General features: G+C 46.4%; 21 protein-coding genes. 8 read left to right on the top strand and 13 right to left on the bottom strand.

The features are described 5' to 3' along the window. Positions 1 to 4 precede the first annotated feature (4 nt). The 6 genes from NBH07_RS09940 to NBH07_RS09915 form a co-directional block, all read right to left on the bottom strand. On the bottom strand, positions 5 to 1,267 hold the full coding sequence (locus NBH07_RS09940; RefSeq protein WP_008780152.1) for an ABC transporter permease: 1,263 nt from the start codon (positions 1,265 to 1,267) through the stop codon (positions 5 to 7). A gap of 198 nt (positions 1,268 to 1,465) precedes the next feature. Beyond that, entirely contained in the window at positions 1,466 to 1,816 is a 351-nt protein-coding gene (locus NBH07_RS09935; protein ID WP_008780151.1) for a toxin RelE, read from the bottom strand. Continuing rightward, a complete protein-coding gene (locus NBH07_RS09930) occupies positions 1,806 to 2,087 on the bottom strand; it encodes a hypothetical protein (RefSeq protein WP_005854659.1) in 282 nt (93 codons plus the stop codon). The genes NBH07_RS09935 and NBH07_RS09930 overlap by 11 nt, the downstream gene beginning before the upstream one ends. A gap of 50 nt (positions 2,088 to 2,137) precedes the next feature. Beyond that, positions 2,138 to 3,406: an ABC transporter permease gene (locus tag NBH07_RS09925; RefSeq protein WP_009018181.1), complete on the bottom strand. Its 1,269-nt coding sequence runs from the start codon at positions 3,404 to 3,406 to the stop codon at positions 2,138 to 2,140. A 55-nt stretch (positions 3,407 to 3,461) separates the two neighbouring features. Continuing rightward, entirely contained in the window at positions 3,462 to 4,733 is a 1,272-nt protein-coding gene (locus NBH07_RS09920; RefSeq protein WP_009018180.1) for an ABC transporter permease, read from the bottom strand. Between the two features lie 11 nt (positions 4,734 to 4,744). Beyond that, the gene (locus NBH07_RS09915; protein WP_009275788.1) at positions 4,745 to 5,989 is read right to left on the bottom strand and encodes an efflux RND transporter periplasmic adaptor subunit; all 1,245 of its coding nucleotides are present in this window, start codon (positions 5,987 to 5,989) and stop codon (positions 4,745 to 4,747) included. Positions 5,990 to 6,269: 280 nt separating this feature from the next. On the opposite strand from NBH07_RS09915, the gene NBH07_RS09910 reads away from it, so the two are divergent. From NBH07_RS09910 to NBH07_RS09900, 3 genes are all read left to right on the top strand, one after another. Then, positions 6,270 to 6,998 carry a hypothetical protein gene (locus NBH07_RS09910; RefSeq protein WP_009018178.1) on the top strand — a complete coding sequence of 243 codons (729 nt, stop codon included), beginning with the start codon at positions 6,270 to 6,272 and terminating at the stop codon, positions 6,996 to 6,998. Beyond that, on the top strand, positions 6,995 to 8,161 hold the full coding sequence (locus NBH07_RS09905) for a hypothetical protein (protein ID WP_005854648.1): 1,167 nt from the start codon (positions 6,995 to 6,997) through the stop codon (positions 8,159 to 8,161). The genes NBH07_RS09910 and NBH07_RS09905 overlap by 4 nt, the downstream gene beginning before the upstream one ends. A 132-nt stretch (positions 8,162 to 8,293) precedes the next feature. Further along, positions 8,294 to 9,127, top strand: a complete 834-nt coding sequence (locus NBH07_RS09900) for a PepSY-like domain-containing protein (protein ID WP_005854646.1) — start codon at positions 8,294 to 8,296, stop codon at positions 9,125 to 9,127. Positions 9,128 to 9,195: 68 nt separating this feature from the next. Here NBH07_RS09900 and galB read toward each other — a convergent pair whose 3' ends face one another. Beyond that, positions 9,196 to 11,700 carry a beta-galactosidase GalB gene (gene galB, locus NBH07_RS09895; protein WP_005854644.1) on the bottom strand — a complete coding sequence of 835 codons (2,505 nt, stop codon included), beginning with the start codon at positions 11,698 to 11,700 and terminating at the stop codon, positions 9,196 to 9,198. Between the two features lie 87 nt (positions 11,701 to 11,787). On the opposite strand from galB, the gene NBH07_RS09890 reads away from it, so the two are divergent. Beyond that, the gene (locus tag NBH07_RS09890) at positions 11,788 to 13,098 is read left to right on the top strand and encodes an anaerobic C4-dicarboxylate transporter family protein (RefSeq protein WP_005854642.1); all 1,311 of its coding nucleotides are present in this window, start codon (positions 11,788 to 11,790) and stop codon (positions 13,096 to 13,098) included. 72 nt (positions 13,099 to 13,170) lie between these two features. On the opposite strand, the gene NBH07_RS09885 is transcribed toward NBH07_RS09890, so the two are convergent. Further along, positions 13,171 to 13,530: a thioredoxin domain-containing protein gene (locus NBH07_RS09885; RefSeq protein WP_005854641.1), complete on the bottom strand. Its 360-nt coding sequence runs from the start codon at positions 13,528 to 13,530 to the stop codon at positions 13,171 to 13,173. A 98-nt stretch (positions 13,531 to 13,628) separates the two neighbouring features. On the opposite strand from NBH07_RS09885, the gene ilvA reads away from it, so the two are divergent. Beyond that, entirely contained in the window at positions 13,629 to 14,828 is a 1,200-nt protein-coding gene (gene ilvA, locus NBH07_RS09880) for a threonine ammonia-lyase (protein ID WP_005854639.1), read from the top strand. Between the two features lie 162 nt (positions 14,829 to 14,990). Here ilvA and NBH07_RS09875 read toward each other — a convergent pair whose 3' ends face one another. The 4 genes from NBH07_RS09875 to NBH07_RS09860 all read right to left on the bottom strand — a co-directional run bounded on the left by NBH07_RS09875 (position 14,991) and on the right by NBH07_RS09860 (position 18,735). Beyond that, complete coding sequence (locus NBH07_RS09875) at positions 14,991 to 15,275, bottom strand: winged helix-turn-helix domain-containing protein (RefSeq protein ID WP_005854637.1); 285 nt, start codon at positions 15,273 to 15,275, stop codon at positions 14,991 to 14,993. Beyond that, a complete protein-coding gene (locus tag NBH07_RS09870) occupies positions 15,260 to 15,889 on the bottom strand; it encodes a hypothetical protein (protein WP_005854635.1) in 630 nt (209 codons plus the stop codon). Before NBH07_RS09870 ends, NBH07_RS09875 begins: the two co-directional genes overlap by 16 nt. A gap of 97 nt (positions 15,890 to 15,986) precedes the next feature. Beyond that, the gene (locus NBH07_RS09865) at positions 15,987 to 18,359 is read right to left on the bottom strand and encodes an outer membrane beta-barrel family protein (RefSeq protein ID WP_009018174.1); all 2,373 of its coding nucleotides are present in this window, start codon (positions 18,357 to 18,359) and stop codon (positions 15,987 to 15,989) included. Between the two features lie 4 nt (positions 18,360 to 18,363). Beyond that, positions 18,364 to 18,735 (bottom strand): DUF2141 domain-containing protein, encoded by a 372-nt coding sequence (locus NBH07_RS09860; RefSeq protein WP_009018173.1) that lies wholly within the window; start codon positions 18,733 to 18,735, stop codon positions 18,364 to 18,366. 334 nt (positions 18,736 to 19,069) lie between these two features. On the opposite strand from NBH07_RS09860, the gene NBH07_RS09855 reads away from it, so the two are divergent. After that, positions 19,070 to 19,597 (top strand): O-acetyl-ADP-ribose deacetylase, encoded by a 528-nt coding sequence (locus NBH07_RS09855; RefSeq protein ID WP_005854629.1) that lies wholly within the window; start codon positions 19,070 to 19,072, stop codon positions 19,595 to 19,597. On the opposite strand, the gene NBH07_RS09850 is transcribed toward NBH07_RS09855, so the two are convergent. Then, positions 19,578 to 20,237 carry a DUF5715 family protein gene (locus NBH07_RS09850; protein ID WP_008773450.1) on the bottom strand — a complete coding sequence of 220 codons (660 nt, stop codon included), beginning with the start codon at positions 20,235 to 20,237 and terminating at the stop codon, positions 19,578 to 19,580. The genes NBH07_RS09855 and NBH07_RS09850 overlap by 20 nt on opposite strands. A 226-nt stretch (positions 20,238 to 20,463) precedes the next feature. On the opposite strand from NBH07_RS09850, the gene NBH07_RS09845 reads away from it, so the two are divergent. Both NBH07_RS09845 and NBH07_RS09840 read left to right on the top strand, forming a co-directional pair. Beyond that, positions 20,464 to 21,456: a PhoH family protein gene (locus tag NBH07_RS09845; protein ID WP_005854625.1), complete on the top strand. Its 993-nt coding sequence runs from the start codon at positions 20,464 to 20,466 to the stop codon at positions 21,454 to 21,456. Positions 21,457 to 21,467: 11 nt separating this feature from the next. After that, complete coding sequence (locus NBH07_RS09840) at positions 21,468 to 22,418, top strand: phosphoribosylaminoimidazolesuccinocarboxamide synthase (protein WP_005854624.1); 951 nt, start codon at positions 21,468 to 21,470, stop codon at positions 22,416 to 22,418. The last annotated feature ends 9 nt before the right edge of the window (positions 22,419 to 22,427 follow it).

The following is a 22,427-nucleotide window of genomic DNA, read 5'->3' as shown; positions in this document are numbered from 1 at the left end:
AGCGTCAACCATTTATAGAGTCCGTAATATTCAATCTTGACATTCGCCAAGCCGGGAGGCCGGCGGAAAACAGGTTCAGCACGAGGCAGAACAGGAAGGCGGCGATAAAGACCGCCCCGTTAAACATCCCGGTAGAAAGCCCCGTCTTCCCCAGCGAGGTGACCAGCAACCAGTCCCTCAGCAACAACATGGCGCCGTACGACATCGCCAATCCCAGCAGTCCGCCGAGCAGGGTCAAGACCATGTTCTCGGACAGCACTTGCCAGAGGATGGTGCCTTGCGTGGCCCCGAAAGCCCGGCGTACGCCAAGCTCGGCCATCCGGCGGCGCATCCTCGACAGGGTGATGCCCGATAGGTTCAAGGCCGGAACCAGCAGGAGGATGAAAAGGATGATACCGTAACGAACGTAGAGGTAGAAGAGGTTCGCCCCGAACTCGCTACCGCCGCCGATCCATTCCTCGATCTGGGTGGAGGGCTGGTGAAGGATATCGGCCTTGACATCCCGGGTCTTGGCGTTGAACTCCTCGACCTTCCGCAGCGCCTCGGTCCTCAACTCCTCTCTCGTGACGCCCGGTCTCAGCAGGACGCAACAGCTATACGAGCCGTTGATGCCCTCTTGGTATCCCCCGTCGTCCCGCACCGTGTAAGGGATCCAGACCTCCGCCCACGCTTTCGAGGCGAACCGGGATACGTCCTTCACGACCCCGCAGATATTGTAGACGATGAAATCGAGCTTCATCTCCCGCCCCACGACTTGGTCCGTGCCGAAAAGGGCCAAGGCCACGCTCTCGCTGATCACGGCGTCGCGGATACCGCTCGTGAAAGCCGCCGGGCTGAAGGGGCCTCCTTGCTGGAAATCGAACTGGAAGATCTTCCAGAAGGCGGTATCCGTATAAGAGATGTAACTCGTCCGATTCTTAAGCCCGTCCATGGACGAGGCGGTCAACGGCCTATAGCGATCCATGTTGATGGCGGTAACGGCCTCCGCCCCTTTCAGCGGATAGCAGCATTCCTTCACCAAGGGCAGTCCCAACGACGAGTAGGAGATGCGCCGGTTATCATCCTTGCCATTGCTCATGACGGTCGTTATGTAGCAGGTGCGGCCACGGTTTACCTCCGGCTTGAAACTCGCCGTATTCACGACATACAGGATGACGATCACCATGATCATGCAAATGGCCAAGGCGGTACCGAGTATCGAGATCACGCTCAACAGCTTGTTCTCCCCGATCATCCTCAACGCTTGTTTAATGTATTGCTTTATCATAAACTTTTGTATTATAAATTATCTATTACCCGACTAAAACAGCGATTGTTTGTTATCATCCGACTTTGTGCCCCTACGGAGGCAAATAACGTGCCAAAAACGTAACCACTTGATTCCTAACATCACCCCGTAAAAAAAGCTGTCCGATAACGAACACTTGATTCGTTATCGGACAGCGATTATGGACAGTTTCAGATTTTATAATTCCCAACGTAAGGATCTCAGCAGTTCATCGATCTCGGCTGCCGAAATGGAGTCACGGTCGGCCTTATCGTAGATCGTGAGGAGAATAACCGTACCCTCATTATCTGCGCAGACAATGGCCTCCGTGTAAGTAATCACTCTCGCCCCATGGCTCTTTCCTTTTCCTTTGGAGACGATGGCCATGCGTACCTTGCGAACGCCTTTGCCTAAGCTCGTCCCTTGATCAGGGTTCTCGCTCAAAGACTTACCCAAAGCCGATAAATCAGCCTTCAATGAGCTATACTTCTTACAGAGACGTTTGAACTCTTTATCGAAGTCTTGATGGGTTTTTATCCTATACCTCATTGAGCAACTCACTCAAGTCTCTAAACTTATGCCCCACATCCTTGCCCTCACGCAAATCCTTCACGTCTTGCAGGGCATTCCTTAGCCCCGCCAAGATCTCCTCCTTGGTAGGCTCCGCGTAATCGTCTGCCGGCTTCTCTACCGGGGTGGCCTTACCGAAGGCAGCCATCTTCATACGGCGGACACTGTCGAGGGCCTTCTTGATCAACTGTTCATCCTCCAAAGACATCACCTCTTGCAATAACGACATTTTTAATTCTATAGCTGTCATACGCTTGCTCCTTTCTCATTAATAAATTGACAGACGCAAAGATAAACAATTTATTCGTAATGCAACGCCTCCGCCGGAGCCATCTTTACCGCCTTGCGGACAGGGAACCAGATTCCCATGCAGATCATGCCGGCCATCAGGAGGTAGGAGACGCTGAGGGTTACTAGAAAGCGGAGGATGGAGAGGGGCTCGCGGTAGGAATCCAGCTTATCCAAAAAGGCCATATTGAAGACGAAGACCAGTAGGATCGGCACGGTGATCGCCAAGAGGCCCAGACCTTCCAGATACATGTACTCGCCCAGCCTGCCCCGGCTGGAACCGATCGCCATGCGGAGACCGATCTCGCTACGCCGCCGCTCGGTACGCAACCAGAACGTGCCTACGATACCGAAGAATACGTTCACGAGCAGGAAGGCCATCATGGAGAGTTTCTTGCTGTTCTCGTTCTTGGTAAACCGGAGTTGGTCATCACGCTGGTCGGCAAGGAGGGTGACACCGTAGACGAAGGTGTTATTTACCGTCATCCGATCCGCTGTTTTCTCCAAGAAAGCGTACATCTCATCCTCGGTCATCGGGCGTTTCGTACGTACCGATAGTTCAGCGCTCCTTACGCCGAAATTCTTCACGAACTCCTGCAATGACTCACCTTTCAATATCGTGAAAGCGCAGTTCTCCGGGCGGTCGAAGTCATTGCTACGGAAGGTAGGAAGCACGGCGGCGATCGTGAAAGGCTCGGAAAGGTCGTCATTCTCCGAGATCTGCCGGCCTATGGCAGACTGCCCCCCGAAGAAGAAATCTTCCGCCTCCGCCGTTATGACGAGCGGACGGTAAGCGTTCTCCACCAACGGGGTAATAGCACGGCCCTCCTTATCCTTCATACGGAATACATCGAAATAAGAAGGGGATACTTTCAGCTTGTGGTAGTTCTGTCCTACCGCCTTCGAGGTATCAGCGCCCAAGGGAAGAAGCGTCCCCCACGAACTTCCGTTTGAATAAGGCATGGACCAATACGTAATACATACCTCCTCGACCTCCTGCTCTTGGCGGATACGTTCCATAAGCTTCAACAAATCCTGTGTTGCGTTCGAGTCGTAAAGTGAGTCGGGCACATAACCCGGGGCGTTCGACGAGAGCGTGGAAAGCTTGAAACGCCACGTATTCGAGATATCATATCCCATCGGGGCGTTATAGCAGCGCACATCCACCCATAACTTATCCATCATAAACCAAAGGGCGCACATCACGATAACCAACTCGCCCAGTATCCAGCCGTTGCTCTTGCGCTGGGCCCATATTATTTTAAATATATGCTTAATCATAATTTGATAGTTGATAGTTGACAATTGACAACTCATTGTTCATCATTCATTGGATTCACTCGTTCCCTTTTAACGCTTCTACGATCGGTTGCCTTGTCGTACGCCATGCCGGTATCCCGGCGCTTAATATATTCAGCAAGAACGTAAAGATAAGGGCGGAGATAAATAAGCCCGGTTTAATAAGCATAGGCGCCGTAAGGCTCACGTTCTCGCTCAACATGAAAGGCTTCCCTACCACCAGCAACACCATCGAGAGACCGATACCGATCACGCCACCGATCAAGGTCAGCACAAAGTTCTCCGATAAGATCTGCATCAAAAGATTCTGTCCCGTAGCCCCGAAAGCCTTACGTAAACCGATCTCTTCTTTCCGCTTCTGAACGGACGATTGGATCACGCCCGTTAAGTTCAGCGCCGGTACCAAGAGCAAGAAGAATAGGAAAGCGCCCGATCCGGCCAAGAAGGTAGGCCAGTCCACCTTTTGAAAAGCGCCGCTTCCCATGGCCGTATCCAACTGGGAAAGTAGCCCGGAAGGGAAACCTACGTTATAATCGGTCTTGCTGTCATTGTAGCGACGGACCTGTTGGTCTAGCTCCGAGCGTATGGCATCGAAGTCGGAAGAGGAACGAGCCAATAAGGCCACGCTGAAATAACCGGCCATATTCTCCCCATACTCCCCATTTACACGGGTCAGGGCCTCATTGCTGCTATAGGGTATCCATACCTGAGCGTAGGAGCTCATCAATGAAGAAGGTACGTCACGCACCACCCCGCAGACGGTGAAAGTGATAAAATCCATCACAACCTGCCGCCCGACGGCCTGTCCTGTTCCGAACAAATCGGTCGCCACCTGTTCCGACAGCACCATCTTCGGTATACCGGATTGAAAATCAGCCTCGCTAAAGGGGTCTCCTTCCACGAAAGGATGGTCGAATATTTTCCAATGGCCCGCGTCCGTATAACAAATCTCATACTCCTTGAAGAGCCGTCTATTGGGCAATGACAAGGAATGGCTATCACTACAATAGCCGGATACGGCCTCTGGTTTCCGCAAGGTATAGAAACATTCCTTCACGACCTCGCTGGACATGCCTCCACGATTACGATCCGATCCTCCGGGGGATTTCGAACCGACTTCCGTACCCCAGACATACATAAACCTAGACCGATTGGACTCAGGGGCATATCCCGTGGATTTAATCTGGAACACCAATACCATCACCAACACCATGGCGATCGCAAGGGCCGTTCCCGAAATAGAGATTATGCTTACGAGCGTATTTTCACGCAGCATTTGAACCGCTTGTTTGATGTACTGCTTATACATAATTCGAATCGTTATTTCAATTTCAGTTTATTCTTTTCCTTGAAACTTGTCATATCGGAAACGACCACCTCGTCACCCGGTTCCAAGCCACCTACTACTTCTACATACTCAAAGTTGCTGTCTCCCAGCTGTACCTTCCGCTTGATCAATTGGTCTCCGTTGACAACAAACAACTCATACTCTCCTTTCCCGACGTAGAACGAGGCGTTGGAAATACGCAGCACATCGTCCTTGATCGCATTCATCACGTATACATCGGTCTTCAAACCGGAGCGCAAGCGGCGATGGTTATCCTCCTCCAACTGTACCGTGAAGGAGATCACGCCGTTCTTCGATAAGGGGGTAACATCGCTAACCACCCCATCCAGTTTATCGTTGCCGATCTTTACGACGGCCTTGCTACCGGCGGCGATCCGGTCGCCATAGGTATCGGCGATCTCCCCCTCTATCTTGAAATGGGACAAGTCGGAGACGATAGCGACACGACTGCCTTGAGAGACTTGGGCACCTACCTCGTTGTTCACGTAGGTCAGGATCGCCTTGCGGGGAGAGCGTATCTGGGCGTCTTCCAAGGTACGCTTCGTCTCGGCTAGACTCTTTCGGAAGATGTTCAGGTCGAGTTCTTTCACTTTATAATCGGCATCCGTCAAGGATTTCTCGTTCTCATATTTTTGCTCATCCTCTTTCAGTTTCAAGACGCTAACGTTATAGTCCAGTTCCACTTGACGGACCTTATCGGTCGTTCCGGCGCCTAGGCTATCCAGATAACGCTCGTTGCGCAACTCCACTTCCTTTCGGTTCAGTTCCATGCGAGAGACTTTCAATTGCATCTCCATCTCGGAAAGCTTATTGCGGTTTTGGATACGGAGTTGATCCAATTGGAGGCGTTTCATTTGCTCCTCGTCCAATTGTTTCTTATAATCCGTCTCGGCGCTTAGCAAGTCCAGTTTCAAGATCGGAGTACCTACATCCACGGAATCGCCTCCCTTTTTATAAATCTCGACGATACGGGAGTTGATCGGTGAGTTGATGATTTCCTCGAAAGCAGGTACCACCTTGCCGGATGCGCTAACGGAAACCTCGATCACTCCTTTATCTACCGTTGAAAAAACCAAGTCCTTCCGTTGCAGGCTGGTTTGCATAAAACCGATCACCCCGCCAATCAAGACAACGGCAATACCGATCCCCGCCCCCAGCTTTATAAACTGTTTACGCTGCTCCTTCTGCCGAACCTCTTTTGATATCTCTCTGTCCATATTTCGTTTGTTTTTATTTTCCACCCTCCAAAGAGCAAACCCCGTGCCAAAAACGTAAGTAATTGATTTATTGAAGAAATAAAACAAAAGAGATGTCCGATATCGAACACTGTGTCCGCTTTTGTACGAAAACAAAGACATCAGCAATGAGAATCTACAGATATTCAATCATAATTAACATATAAATACTTGATTATCTTTACAAAAAGGACTATTTTTGGGAAAATCCATAATCAAGGAATACCAATCTTATATTATTTACCCTAAATTCTAAAGAGAGATGAAAAAAACAGTAACTTTCGTTTGGAGCATTTTCCTCCTCGTGTTTATATCGATAGATATGAACGCACAATCAATAAAAAGTTGGAATTACCCCATAAAACCAGGAACGGAGGCTTGGCAAGCATTATCCACACATGAGGATATGCTGAAAGCCTGCCAAATTCCGGCAGAGATATTAAAAACGGTATCAACAGAAGAGCTTATAGAACTTTGCCTTGCTTACCCATTATTAGGCGACATATTCGCTTACAATGGAATACAGGAAGGCATTAGCAAGGTTTCCGCACGTTTTAACGGGTTACAAGAGTTATTCAAAAGGAAAGACAATGCTTCTTTGCTATTTGAGAAGATGAAAAAACAAGAATTACTGAAAGCAGGAGTGTTGACTTCCATAGAAATAGGTAATGAAATTAGTCGGCAAATGGTAATCGAGGCTCTTCTGTCTAATGAGACGATATTATCTAATACAAATAATCTTTTACAGCAAGAGATCTCCTCCGAAGCCGTAAAGAGACTCCTTTACAAACAAAACAACCCGGATATTTATGGACAATATGGTCTAAAAACCGTAGTCTATCTCCTAGGTCGAAGTCTAGAACGGATAGACAACAAGACCATTACGCCCAAATTTAAACAATTCACCATCGATGAAAAGCTAACGGGCAGTAATGTAATCGAAGAGTTATTAAAACAATACATTGTAACCTTTAATAAATTGAGATCATGAAAAAAGTATTATACTATTTAATAATCATGCTGGCATTCACGCTGAACGCATGTGACAATGAAATGGATAATATGCAAGGAGGTGATAAAGAAATCTTGACATCCAGTTCAGAAATTGTCATTAAAGACGGAAAGATAACATATCCTAAATGGTTGGTGAATGTAGTAGATTCTGTCGCTCACTCCCATGTCAAGGGAACAGACTATCCATACCCTTGGGTCTTTACTATTCAAGGAGATGGAAAAGAACACATTCTCGTTTTGGATGGGGTGAATTCTTGTGCTTCTTGCGGGCAATTACTATTCTTGCTTTCCGGAGAACGAATCGAAAAATTCCCCAATGAATGGATCACTATGGAGAATTTAAACATGATTTGGGAGCCGAATCTCAATGTTGAGACAAAAGCTCAAGGAGCAGCCGCTACTGTTTACACTCCTAACGGGACACTCGTTAATGACACTTACTACAGAAGTGAGGAATTATCAGCCTCACAAAAAGCGAGCCATGACCAATATTGTACAACAACCTATTCACAAGCAACTCTAATAAGTAGTTCAACAACCACTTACAATTGTCATGCCTATGCTTGGTATATGACTGAAGGCGGATCAGCAGTTTGGATGGGATGGACTATTAATCCCACAAACGTATATTGGTTAGATGGTAGTTATATATCAACAACAGGTGCCGCAACCAAAGTATCCTATCTTAGTGATAATCACTCTGCCGTAACGACATCTACGCCCAATATATTCATCTCCAAATGGGGGGAATACGCTCTTATGAGGCATCCCAAAGCTCATTGTCCCTTTGATGCATCAAGCTTAAAATATATGAAAAAAAATGATATGCCGACTGTTTATATAGGGAAGAGTCAAGAGGATTATAGTAGCGGCAGTTCCTCTATCAATGCGCCAGGGGGTAATGCCACGACGACTTTATATGCTTACACAAAGACAGGAACTCCGACCTCGTATAGCTGGAACGCTGAATTCTATGGAGAATGCGATAGATGGTACACTTATCCTTCCGGTAATCGATTAGATGTTAGTGTCTATCTAAACTCCCAACATTACGGTGGATCTCTTCGCATCACCTGCGCAATGTATAATGGAAGTTCTTTAATAGGCACAGCAACCTATTATTTGAACGTAAATCCGTAGCAATTATACAAGAACAAGGATCTCGTCGAAACAAGATCCTTGTTCTTGATTCAATATACTTAAATCGATTTCGCTCAAAACTTTTCCGATAGACCTGTTGTTCTATGCCCAAAACTTATAAACGCAAAATGTATGAACACAAGACTAATTCTATTCACCTGTATAGCCGGTCTGACTCTCTTTTTCTCTGGCTGTAGCAAAAATGATGATGATCATCAAGGCATTATCCCTCTTCCACCGGTAGAGAACGCTTTCCAAGAGAAATATCCCGATGCCAAAAACCCTGTTTTTGAGATCGAAGGTAACTATTATGTGGTAGATTTCAACAACGGCGGCTCCGAGACAACAGCTTGGTTCACGGATCAAGGCATATGGATGATGGAGAAGATAGACATCTCTTTCGCCCAATTACCGGCAGCGGTATCCACCGCCTTCAAACAAGGCTTTTACTCAAATTGGACCGTGGATGACACGTACGCCATCAATCGCCTAAATATGGGAATCGTTTACAAGATCGAGGCGGAGCAGTCCAATAGCGAAGTAGACCTGTATTATTCACAGTATGGAAACCTGATCAAAGCCGTGGACGATGAGATCAATAATGACGCGCCGATCGTTATCCCGAAAGAGGTCAGCAACCTGATGGAGATCACTTTCGCCAACGCCGAGTTGCTGGATATCCAACAGAACAGCCTAGGTTACGAGCTGGATATGATCGATAACCAGATTTATAAAGTGGCGCAATTGAATAAGGATTACAGGTGGCAAAGTACCACATGGGCCATGTCCGAGCAAGAGGTTCCGCAGATCGTGATGCAAGGCTTCGAATCCTCCGCTTACGCTAGCGACAAGGTACAGTCCATATATACGTTATTGAATGCCAATGGCACCTTCTACCTATTCAAGGTTTCACATAACGGGCAGGACGAGACGATTACCTTTGATGTATTCGGGAATATCGTATAAAAAAGCCGCGCGATTCACAGCCGTCTCCGGACTTGAATCGCGCGGTTTACGTTATATGATAATCAAGCTTATTTACTGATCAATTCCAAGGTCGCCCCTTTTACTCCCGGTGCGGAAGCCTCGAAATAGATCGTCCCCGGTTCCTCGGCCGTCTGCACGATAGCGGTAAGTTGCCCGCTAAACAGTTTCATTTCCGGAAGATGGAAGAGTTCCAGACTGGCGCTATTTCCATTTGCCGCCGCACGGTAGGCTCCGGCACCACGTACCTTAAACTGGATCTGGCGGGTATCATCCGGACAAAGGTTACCGTTCTTGTCTACGACTCTAACATTGATGAAAGAAAGGTCTTTTCCGTCAGCCGTCAATTGGTTACGATCGGCGGATAACTCAATATGATGCGGCTTCCCTGCGGTATGAACCTCCTCCTCGGCCACAGCGTTACCCTCCTTATCATAAGCGACCACTTTCAAAGTTCCCGGCTCGTATTTGGTATCCATCCACATCAAACGATATCGTTTCTGGCGCTCGAAACTCTTTTGAGCCGCTTCGGTATAACTACTATCGATACCGATGCTTAGGTCTTTCGTACGTTTCCCTTGGCTCTTTCCGTTGATAAACAATTCGGCGGAAGGATAATTGGTATAAACGAATACGGGTGTCACCTCGCCCTCACGTCCCGGCCATGTCCAATGCGGCAGGATATGCAAGGTCTTGGCGCTTTTGTTCCAATGACTACGGTATAGATAGTAACGATCCTTGGGGATACCCGCCAAATCGATAATACCGAACAAGGAGCTATGGCTTGGCCAATTCGTATAATAAGGAGTAGGCTCGCCCAAATAATCAAATCCTGTCCATACGAATTCCCCGATACAATACGGAAGGTCCTCATGCTGGATAAAATCGTCCTCCGGCAGATTAGACCAGTTGCAATGCTCCACGTCGTACGAGGAACTTTGGTGATCCTCATAGACAGCCATCGCCTTACGCTCTACCGGGAATTTATAAACCCCTCGTGAGCTAACCGTGGAGGCCGTCTCGCTTCCCAAGATTATTTGCTGAGGCAGTTTCTTATAATTCACTTGATAACGGAACGGACGATAATTGAATCCCGCCACATCCATCACCGCCGCCATATTATTATTCACGACGGCATCCGGGGCATCCATACCTTGCGTCACCGGACGAGTCGGGTCTTCCCGATGGCAGATATCCTGCAAGAACTTGGAGATCTTACAACCGCTCTCATCCCATTGGTTAGGCACCTCGTTACCGACGCACCACATCACGACGCTCGGGTTATTCCGGTAATGATGTACCAGATTCACGAGGTCTTTCTCCACCCATTCGTCGAAAATCAAATTATAGCCGTTCGCGCATTTCGCCTTGTTCCACTCGTCGAAGCTCTCTGCCATCAACATCATACCCATCTCATCGCAAGCCCTTACCAACTCGGGAGCCGGCATATTATGGGAAGTACGGATAGCGTTGCATCCCATGTCCTTCAAGATCCGGATCTGACGACGGATAGCGGCATCATTGACGGCAGCCCCTAACGGGCCTAAGTCATGGTGATTACAAACGCCTTTGAATACCGTCTTCTCACCATTCAAGAAAAAGCCTTTATTCGGAATGATCTCGATTGAACGGATACCGAACGGGGTCGTATATATATCTTTCAGTTGATCGCCCTCATAGAGACGAGTCTCCGCGGAATACAGGACGGGCATATCCGGCGACCATAAAGTCGGGGTCTGGATGATAAACTCTTGGGAGAGGCTATTATCATTGTACTTAATCTGTGAGAGAGGCGTAGTCTGCTCCGTCAACTTCTGCCCGTTCGGATTCCATACACTGGTTTTCACGCTATACTTGCTGGCATCGGCACCTTCCGGCAGTACGATTTTCGTCTGTACATTGACTTTCGCAAATTCCTTCGTGGCGGTCGGGGTCGTAATATAAGTTCCCCAGACCGGGATATAGGCGTTTTCCGTCACGATTACATGTACATTCCTATATAATCCCGCTCCCGGATACCAACGGGAGGATTCCGGCAAGTTCTCGAGGCGAACCGCCAAGGTGTTCTTTTTCCCCGGCATGAGTTGTTTCGTGATATCGAAATAGAAAGAATTATAGCCATACGGCCAATATCCAACCTCTTGTCCGTTCACGTAGACCTTAGCATGGCTCATCGCACCGTCGAACAGGATCGTGGCACGCTTCCCATCCGTAAATTGAGGAACCTCAAACTCGGTCCGGTACCAGCCGACTCCCACGAAAGGCAAACCTCCGGTTCGGCCGGCATGTTCCATGGCCTCCGTTTGTCCGTCTTGGGCGATAGCGACCTCTTGCTTATCATTCTGAGAGCTGAAAGGGCCGTAAATCGCCCAATCATGCGGAACGGTCACAGATTGCCATTTGCTATCGTTAAAAGTAGGATTGATAAACTCCGGGCTGTCTTCCCGGGTGAACTTCCAATTCTTTTCCAACAGGAACTCACTGCGTACTTGAGAAAAAAGCGCAGGGAAAAGGCAAAACAAACCGATCAAAATAGCGAAACTTGTTCTTTTCATTCGTTTTTTGTGTTTTTGTTATTCATAGCGGAGCAAAAATAAGTATTTTTGTCTCCAATACAAACTAAATCAAAAGAATTGCACAGCATGTTGTTACAATTAGCTTTCGTTTTAATAGCCATTATTATAGGTGCCCGTATCGGTGGTATCGGATTAGGCGTGTTAGGAGGTCTCGGACTCGGTATACTCACCTTTGGATTCGGGCTCCAGCCCACTTCCCCTCCTATCGATGTCATGCTTATGATCGTTGCCGTAATAGCGGCGGCTAGTTGTATGCAAGCCGCTGGCGGACTTGATCTTATGGTTAAGTGGGCGGAAAAATTGCTTCGCAAGAATCCTCAACGAATCACGATATTAAGCCCGCTCGTCACCTATTTGTTTACCTTCATAGCCGGAACGGGGCATGTGGCTTATTCGGTCCTTCCGGTAATCGCCGAGGTCGCTACGGAAACGAAGATCCGTCCCGAACGTCCGATGGCGATCGCCGTGATCGCTTCTCAGCAAGCTATTACCGCTAGTCCGATATCGGCGGCTACGGTAGCTTTATTAAGTATGTTGTCCGGATACAATATCTCCTTGATGAATATCTTGATGATCTCTGTTCCTTGTACCTTATTAGGTGTGTTAGTGGGAGCGATCTACTCTTTAAAGGTCGGTAAAGAGCTAGATCAAGATCCGGAATACTTAAAGCGGGTGGCGAACCATGAGTTTAGCACGGAACATTATGAGGCGAAAGGCGTTGAAAACCAAATGAAAGCGGCCTTATCGGTCTCTATATTTGTTCTCGCTACGATAGCGATCGTTATTTTTGGTTCTATGGAGTCCCTACGTCCGGTCTTTACCGTCGGCACGGAAAAGGTCTCGATGCAGATGTCACATATTATTGAGGTATTAATGTTGACAGCCTCCGCTTTCATCTTATTATTTACAAAAACAGATGGTATCAAGGCCGCACAGGGTTCCGTTTTTTCCGCAGGTATGCAAGCGGTGGTAGCGATCTTCGGTATCGCTTGGATGGGAGATACATTTATCGCCGGCAATATGACTGAATTAAAGGGATCTATCGAGCATATAGTTACACAGATGCCTTGGTTATTCGGGTTGGCCCTTTTCGTAATGTCCATTTTATTATTTAGCCAAGCGGCTACCATTCGTGCGTTATTGCCGCTAGGGATCGCATTGGGAATCTCACCCTATATGTTGATCGCTTTATTCCCCGCCGTAAACGGTTATTTCTTCATCCCAAACTACCCGACAGTCGTAGCCGCCATCAACTTCGATCGCACGGGCACGACCCGCATCGGTAAATACATCTTGAACCATTCTTTCATGATGCCGGGATTGATAGCGACCGGAGTTTCTGTAGGATTGGGGTTACTATTCATTCAATTCATATAATGAGAAAGCAAAAAATAGAGACGCAGCATACACGCTACGTCTCTACACCCCACACCATATATCCATATTATATTACTTCAACAATTTTTCCTGAATCAACTGCTTTAACTCCAGTTTTCCCATCGTGCCGATCATCATCTCACGGGGGCCGTCTAGCGGGCAAAACATCAAAGTGGGAATCGTTCGGATATTAAAGGCTGTCTCGAGTGCCTCCTCTTGATCCACATCCACCTTATAAATATAAATCTTCCCATCAAATTCTTTGGCAAACTCATCCAATATCGGGCTTAAGCGTTTGCAATAACCGCACCAAGGAGCGTGAAAATCTATGAGGCAAGGACGACTTCCTATATATTTCCAATCTTTGGGATTTGCCTCAAAATCACCGACATTGGCGATAAAACCATCTTTCGTTAAATCGATCACTACCATACTTCTCTATATTTTGATTTATAATATAACAAAGATAAGTATGAATAGGTTGCGGTATTTTTTATACTTTCGCGACATCGTTTTAACATACAGACAGAATGCTCACACTCGATAAAATTTATCAGGCATCATATGCCTTGAAGACAGTCATCAGACGCACTGATTTAATCAGCGCTCCCAATATCAATCCGGAATCCCATATTTTTCTAAAACCAGAGAACTTACAAGTAACCGGATCGTTTAAAGTGCGTGGCGCTTGTTTCAAGATCGCCCAGCTTACGGAAGAAGAGAAATCGCATGGCGTAGTGGCTTGCTCGGCGGGAAACCATGCCCAAGGTGTGGCATTAGCGGCTACCGCTCATGGTATCAAGTCCTTAATCTGCTTGCCCGATAACGCTCCTATCTCTAAAGTCGAGGCTACTAAATCTTATGGGGCAGATGTATGCCTTGTCGAAGGTGTTTACGATGACGCCTATAACAAGGCTTTACAATTGAAGGATGAGAAAGGATACACATTTATCCATCCGTTTGATGATGAGGATGTGATCGCCGGACAAGGGACCATCGGTCTGGAGTTATTGGAACAACTCCCGGAAGTAGAGGCTGTAATCATTCCGATCGGAGGGGGTGGGCTGATCTCCGGAGTCGCCTATGCCATCAAGAACTTGAACCCGGATATCAGAGTTTACGGAGTGCAAGCCAAAGGAGCGCCCAGCATGTTAAACTCTATCGAGCATGGGAAAATCGAACGCCTCGAAGGTGTACGTACCATAGCCGACGGTATCGCCGTAAAAGAACCGGGAATACATACTTTCGATCTTTGCCAGCAATATGTGGACGAGATCGTATCCGTGACAGACGATGAGATTTCCACCGCTATCCTCGCGTTGATCGAGCAACATAAATTAATCGCCGAAGGGGCGGGTGCCGTAGCCGTGGCCGCCGCCATGTTTAATAAAGTACCCATCAAAGGGAAAAAAGTAATCTGTTTGATTTCTGGCGGAAATATCGACGTGAATATCCTCTCCCGGGTAATCGGACGCGGTTTGCAGAAATCCGGCCGCTCTTGTTCCATGACGATCGAATTGGTAGACAAACCCGGACAATTACAGCATGTATCCGAAATCATCGCCTCTACCGGTGCCAACGTAGTATCCGTATACCACGAGCGTGTCAGCCATACGGCTGATATCAATGGCTGTTATCTGCGGTTGGAGATGGAAACAAGAAATCAACAGCAAATTAATGAGATCCGGCAATTACTCACCGTTTCGGGATATAAGATAGTGGAAGGATAAACAATTCGCCCCAAAGCATACAACTGATTGACAAACCATTACTGTGCCACTACTTTCCATAGGCGTGGCACAGCCGTGCCATCCCAGTGGCACACTTGTGCCATCCTTATGGCATAGCTGTGCCATCACGGTGGCATAAGCGTGCCCTAAAAATGGCACAAGCTAAATATTAATATATTGTCTTAATGTATTCACATACTCCTCCATCGCCAAGCGTCCTTTGTCTGTGATCCGGCAAACCGTTCGGGGCTTCTTCCCGGCAAACCCCTTCTCGATCTCGATATAACCAGCTTCATTAAGTTTGTCCAATTGGACGCTGAGATTTCCCGCCGTAGCGTTCGTCTTCTCCTTGATATAGACAAACTCCGCCTCCTCCACCGATAGCAAGATAGACATGATCGCCAACCGGAGTTGTGAGTGCAATAAAGGATCTAGTTCTTTAAACATTGTTTTTTAGCTTTATTATTAAGAATATGCCCGGGAATAATCATCATTACCACAAATGAAAGGCCAAAATACAAATACCACAAGACCGTGACAGGACCATGATTTATCAAACTCATCAGCATGTAGATAACTAAGACGAAAGCAACTACCGGAGAGTAAATCATCCATTTCTCCCGCAAGATAATGCCATTTATCGACACCCCCAACCCACAATATAATAACGATAAAGGAAGCATTAATATAAAATTGACGGATTGTTCATAAAGCACGCAAAACGCCGCAATCAAGACGAACGTAAGTCCAAACATACAGCCAAACACTTGCCATACACTGGAGATCGTCTTATCCGTATAAGTCACCACGGCCGGCTCGCAACCTCTTTGCTTATATGAAATAACCGGTCCGACAGCAAACATGAGCATCCATCCCCAAGACCAAATATAATTTTGCGTATACACTATCAAAGAGGATATCACGACCGATAAGAGCACGGTAAAATACCCCCAATAAAGCAACACATTGCCACTCCCTACTTTCATATTTCGCTTGCTGGAGTTGATCATCTGAGTGATAATATCCAGACTTTCTTTTTCTGATAATTTTCTATCTTCCATAACTGTATTTATTTTATCTTGTTCTTCATTCAATGTAAAAATGTAAATACGTATCCAAAGATAAGGCCATTGGTATTTCTGAGCAACCTTTCGGTTATTATTTTTCATTCAGGCGACTCCGTTCGGAACCGATCTCAATCTTACTCTTCCTTACTTTCTTTCCGCTATTGAAATTCCATGTCAACGCAACCTTAAAGACCCTTCCTGTAAATCCGTTTTCATAACGGGATGATGTTCGATAAACATCCAACGTACTGGCGTACTCATTGGCTTGGTTAAAGATATTATCGACTGAAACTGCCAACAATAGCTTATCATTCAATAGTTTCTTTCTCGCCATTACTCCAACCGTATGCCGGGGGGCGACCTCGCTATTACCGGAATATAGCCGGCTCGTTCCACTATACCGGGCCTCCACCGTAAAACCTGCCGGCAACGTAAAGGTAGCGATCGCATTGGCAAACCCTAAATAATGAGACGAAAAAGAAGACAATTCCGTCATCCGGATATCCTGCCGTACGCCTATGAAATTCCCTGTCAAGTTACACCAAGTAAAGGGTTGATACGGCAAGCTGACCGCTACAAACCAATGGTTTTCCCGATCGTGATTTTCATACGTGATATAGGATACATCGGGATTCACCACATCTTGTTTACAGAACTCCCGGATCAAGTCGTGGTGCAAGTTTCCTCCTACAGTCACCGTATAACGATAATTATAAACCAACGTTACACTGAAACGATTGATATAAGTAGGACGCAGATAAGGATTCCCGATCTGGTAGCTATAGTCCGAACTCTGTATACGATTCGGATTCAAGGTATAGAACGGAGGACGTTCGATATTACGAGCATATTGCCCTACCAGCATCCACCTCTTGATGGGATCGAACGCATAGGTCACGTTCAAGTTCGGAAAAAGATCCAGATAATCCCGACTAAAATCCTCACTTCTATCCGACGTCTTGGAATATTCCGCACGTACCCCCGCAACGAACGACCAGTTCTTGATCTCCGCAGAGAAAGAGGCGTAAGCTCCTACAATGTTTTCATTATATCTCAAGGTATATCCATATTCCTCATTAGGAATCCAACTCCCACTAGAGTTTAAACCCTCGTACAAGGAATGATCATCCATCAACGTATAGGTATATTTAGCCCCGATTTTCAAAGACATTTTTTCACGCAAATTCTTTTGGAAAGAAATATCGGTTGTCGCCATATCATAATCCGCCGCCGCATGACTCCGGTAAACCGTATCACGGCTCCAATTAGATTGTTCATAACGGATCGTATGGAGATTATCCCCGGTTGATCGCTTATTTACGAAATCGGCTATGACCTTAAATATCGAGCCTCGTTCATCCATTTTACGTAAGTAATTGACCGTAGCGGAAAACGTGTTATAATCATCCTTCTGTCGATAATTCCCCGTACTCTTCATAGGATAAGAGTTCTTTACTAAATCCGTTTGACTCCAAGATGTTCCGTCCGAAGCTTGATTGATATATTCGATCTCAGCTCCGACACTATTCAGCGAATCGATCTCGAAAATAGCCCCGACACGTCCATTCCCATATTTGGAATCCGTATCATACAAAGATTGAGACACAAACTTATTCCCCACCGTTCCGTATTCCCTGTTGGAGTTCATCTCTCCTTTATCCCGGGGAGTAAAAGTACCCGATACCGCTCCATTCAAGCTCCATTTCCCGACACGTGCATTTACGGACGCCGATGGAATATACCCTTGTAAAGATGGAGACAATGACGTACCTAAAGATACATATCCTTGCATACCGTTATCCGGACGTCGCCGCAATGAGATCTTGATCACTCCACCCTTAGTTGAGGCCTCATACTCAACTCCCGCGATCGGTATTACCTCAATCCTTTTTATATCCTCCGATTTCAAAGACCGCAAATAAGCCAGTAGCTCCTCTCCCGTTAAACGAATCTCACGGTCATCCACAAACACCTTCGCCCCTTGCGCCCCATTAATCGAGATCGTTCCATCCGAGAGCCACACACCCGGTGCCTGCGATAATAATTCCGTACCATCCTTTCCGGCAGATGGCATGACCGACATGATAAAGCGGTCTGCCTTCCGCTCAATATTCTTCGCTCGAACAACGACTTCCCTCAGAACATGGTTCGATAGATCTAGAATCAAGGAATCCCGCCGTTTTATCGGTAAGATCAGCTCTTTCCGTAAAGGCTCGTATCCGAGACATTGAACAACAAGCCTATACTTCCCAGCCTCCGCCTCCATGCTAAAATCGCCATCACTATTGGCCACGGCACCCCCTACCTGTTTTTCTCCCGATAAAAGCACAGCGGTCGCATATTCCACGGCATTTCCCTCCGCATCGGAAACATGGGCTTTATAAACCGTTTGTCCCGAGATCTTTTGAGCACTACCCCCGCCTATCGCCAAAATCCAAAGCGATAGCAGTAAAAACCGTACCATGGCTCTATTGATTTACCGGATAATACAGTTTTAATTTGAAAGTCGCTTCCTCATCCTTCACCTCGCAACTTTTCAACGCATATCCTTCCGCAGGCCCTTTTCCTTCCAGCATATCCATTTGCCAATTCTCGTTCTCGTCATGGAATACGGACAGATCAAACTTTTCCCAATCCACGTTTTCCAGTCGGATCGTAGCCTTTCCTTTCTCAGACTTCGCCATGCCATAAACAGGCTTGGTATCTTTTCCTGACTGAGCCATAACTAGGATATTCCCATGGTTACCACGTATATTTCCAATCTCTACAATAATAGTACGTGCCTCTATGCAACCACATACCAACATGAATAAAGATAATATGAATAAAACTCGTCTCATTTTAGTATCCTCCTCTTAATTATTATCACTGTTACTACAAACAAGTTTATTTTATAAACCATCCATGGATAAAAAAATGCAAAGGAGCTGCGCATCACTCTTTGCACATCGCAAATATAGACAAGTTTATTTTATAAACCAAATAAAATTATAAAATATTCCAATAAAAATTTGACTCTGCAAAATACAGCCAAAATCCCCCACTAACCCTCCTAGAAAACACGTACATGCTTTCAAAACAACTATCTTAAGTTTGAAACAAAGCAACTTTTTCGCTATATTGCGCACATTTAGAATATATATGAACAGGACCAACATACAAATAACTAAAGATATGAACGAACGAATAATTGCTATACAAGCAGATATTACGACATTGGATGTAGACGCCATCGTAAATGCCGCGAACAATAGCTTATTGGGAGGTGGCGGCGTAGACGGTGCCATCCATTGGGCCGCCGGTCCGGAACTCCTTGACGAATGCCGGACTTTACAAGGATGCCCGACCGGAGAGGCGAAGATAACGAAAGGTTATCGATTGAAAGCCCGTCATGTCATACACACCGTCGGTCCTATCTACCGGAACGGACAACACGGAGAGCCGGAGCTACTGGAAAATTGTTATCGAAACTCCTTGCGATTGGCGAAAGAGAACAGACTGAGAACAATCGCTTTCCCATCAATAAGCACCGGCGTATATGGCTATCCTATCGAGGAGGCGGCACGGATAGCGATCCGCACGATCGATACCTTCCTAAAAGAGAATCCGGAAATCCAGCAAGTCACGATGTGCTGTTTTTCCGGATACGACAAATCGGTTTATACAAAAGCGCTGGAACAAATCACAACTCACGAGCCGTAATGTGGAAACACCCTTGCTTGCGTTCGTGCTTGATATAGCAACGATCCGCCCTGCGCAAATCACGAAGCACGGAGGCAAGCACCATTTTCAAGCGGTCCTTATCAATATTTAAGGTATCTTTCTCATCTATCTTAGTATAGCGTACCCATGATACATCGAACGTAGTTCCGTATTGGTGGGCAGAGTTGAGAGAAGAGTTCGTATTCCTTTTTCTCAATTTCTTGACATCGGCAACCGTACGGGTTACACTGGTTACCTTTATTTTATAGATGGAAGCATTCAAGTTTTTCAATGAGTCTTGGAAGTTTTTCCCGATATCCTCCAGCAGATTAGCGGCTTCCGGCACCAAATACGGAATAGAGTGCGTCAACTCCTCTACCTCGTAATAGTCATTCGTCTTGATCTCCACCATATCCCGGGAGGCGTGCTCCGCTCCTTCCCTCGAAGAGACAGGCTCTATGCCGATCTTCTTCGCAACGGACAAATGAACGTCATTCAAATCATTAAAATCGCGATTATAGCTTCCATTGTACCAAATCTTCTTCAATTCACCTCTTTTCTCCTTACAAGAAGAAAAAGCCGTCGCCGACACGATCACGACCAGCAACAACATCACATTAAACACTGTCTTCATCTTCATTACCTTCGTTTTACCTAACAAACATACGGAAAAATCCGAAATTACCCCTTAACTCCAATTAGTTTTTCTCTAAATGATAGACGGACGGCTGAAAGATGTGTTCCCGTGAAATAAAACTTCTCCCTTTGCATCAATGGATAAAGAATATTACTAATTTTGTAACTTGATTCGAATAATAAAAAATAGCACATCTTTTTGAAGCGTAATTTAATAAAAGGAATAGCGGATGATTGAAAGAATTTATATTCTTGAAAGCGTAGACCCGGTAATTTTCTACGGTGTGAATAACTCTAATATGCAATTGATCAAGACATTGTTTCCGAAATTGCGTATCGTTGCCCGTGGAAATGTGATGAAAGTGATTGGAGATGAGGATGAGTCCGAGCTTTTTCTCAAGAAAATCCGTGAGGTGGAAAAATACTGTGAGGAGTTTAACTCGCTCTCCGAAGACGTGATTCTGGATATTATAAAAGGGAAAGGCCCCACGGTCGTGAAGCAGGAGAACCTGATCATCCACGGCATGAATGGCAAGCCGATTACCGCACGTACCGAGAATCAACAGTTATTGGTAAAGGCTTTCGAGAACAACGATCTGGTTTTCGCCACGGGACCCGCCGGTTCGGGCAAAACATTCGTCGCTATCGCCCTAGCCGTAAAAGCATTAAAGAATAAGGAAGTACGGAAGATCATCTTAAGCCGCCCCGCCGTAGAAGCCGGAGAAAAACTGGGTTTCTTGCCGGGCGAGATGAAGGATAAGCTAGATCCCTATCTGCAACCGCTTTACGATGCCTTGCAGGATATGATTCCGGCGGCTAAGCTGAAGGAATATATGGAGAATAACGTGATACAGATCGCCCCGCTAGCGTTTATGCGCGGTCGTACCTTGAACGACGCCGTCATTATATTGGACGAGGCGCAAAACACGACGACGCATCAAATCAAGATGTTCTTGACCCGCTTGGGTATGAACGCCAAGATGATCGTCACCGGAGATGTCACACAGATAGACCTTCCGCCTTCTACCACGTCCGGATTGATACAGGCCATGCAAATATTGAAGGGCGTAAACGGGATCGGTAAGATCGAGTTCACCAAGAAAGATATTGTCCGGCATAAACTTGTCCAACGAATCGTAGAGGCTTATGATAAGTTCGATGATAAACGGAAGAAAGAGATCAAAGAGGCAAAAGAGAAGAAAACGAATATAGACAACAACTAAAAGTAAGAGTCATGAAGAAGGCATTAGTTAAGACAGACTTCAATTTCCCGCGACAAAAGAGCGTATACCATGGGAAAGTACGCGACGTGTACAACATCAATGACGAGGTATTGGTAATGGTCGCTACAGACCGTATTTCCGCTTTCGATGTTATCTTGCCGGAAGGTATTCCTTACAAGGGACAAATGTTAAACCAGATCGCCGCCAAGTTCCTTGACGCTACGACTGATATTTGCCCGAACTGGAAACTGGCTACTCCAGACCCGATGGTAACGGTTGGCGTTCAATGCCAAGGTTTCCCGGTTGAGATGATCGTACGCGGTTATCTGTGCGGAAGCGCATGGCGTGCTTATAAGAGCGGCGTACGTGAGATCTGCGGCGTGAAACTACCGGAGGGTATGCGTGAGAACCAACGTTTCCCCGAACCCATCATCACCCCGACCACAAAGGCTGAGATCGGAGAGCATGATCAAGATATCTCTAAAGAGGAGATTCTCGCTAAAGGTTTGGTCTCTAAAGAGGACTACGAGGTTCTTGAGAAATATACGATGGCCTTGTTTAAACGCGGTACCGAGATCGCTAAGGAACGTGGCTTGATCTTGGTTGACACGAAATATGAGTTCGGCCATCGTGACGGCAAGATCTATTTGATCGACGAGATCCATACTCCGGATTCCTCCCGTTATTTCTACTCAGAAGGATACGAGGATCGTTTCGCCAAGGGTGAACCGCAGAAGCAACTTTCCAAGGAGTTCGTTCGCGAATGGTTGATGGAAAATGGCTTCCAAGGTAAGTCCGGACAGAAAGTTCCTGAGATGACACCGGAGATCGTAGAAGGAATCAGCAACCGATATATCGAATTGTTCGAGCATATCACAGGGGAGACTTTCGTAAAAGGCGAGACTGACAACTTGCTGAACCGCATCGAGAAAAACGTTACCGAATATTTACAGAATAAATAAGATACCGCA

Source organism: Parabacteroides sp. B2-S-102 (assembly GCF_023656665.1).
Taxonomy (GTDB): Bacteria; Bacteroidota; Bacteroidia; order Bacteroidales; family Tannerellaceae; genus Parabacteroides; species Parabacteroides distasonis.
The sequence above is the reverse complement of the archived record's forward strand: the minus strand, read 5'-3'. Positions and strand labels throughout refer to the sequence as shown.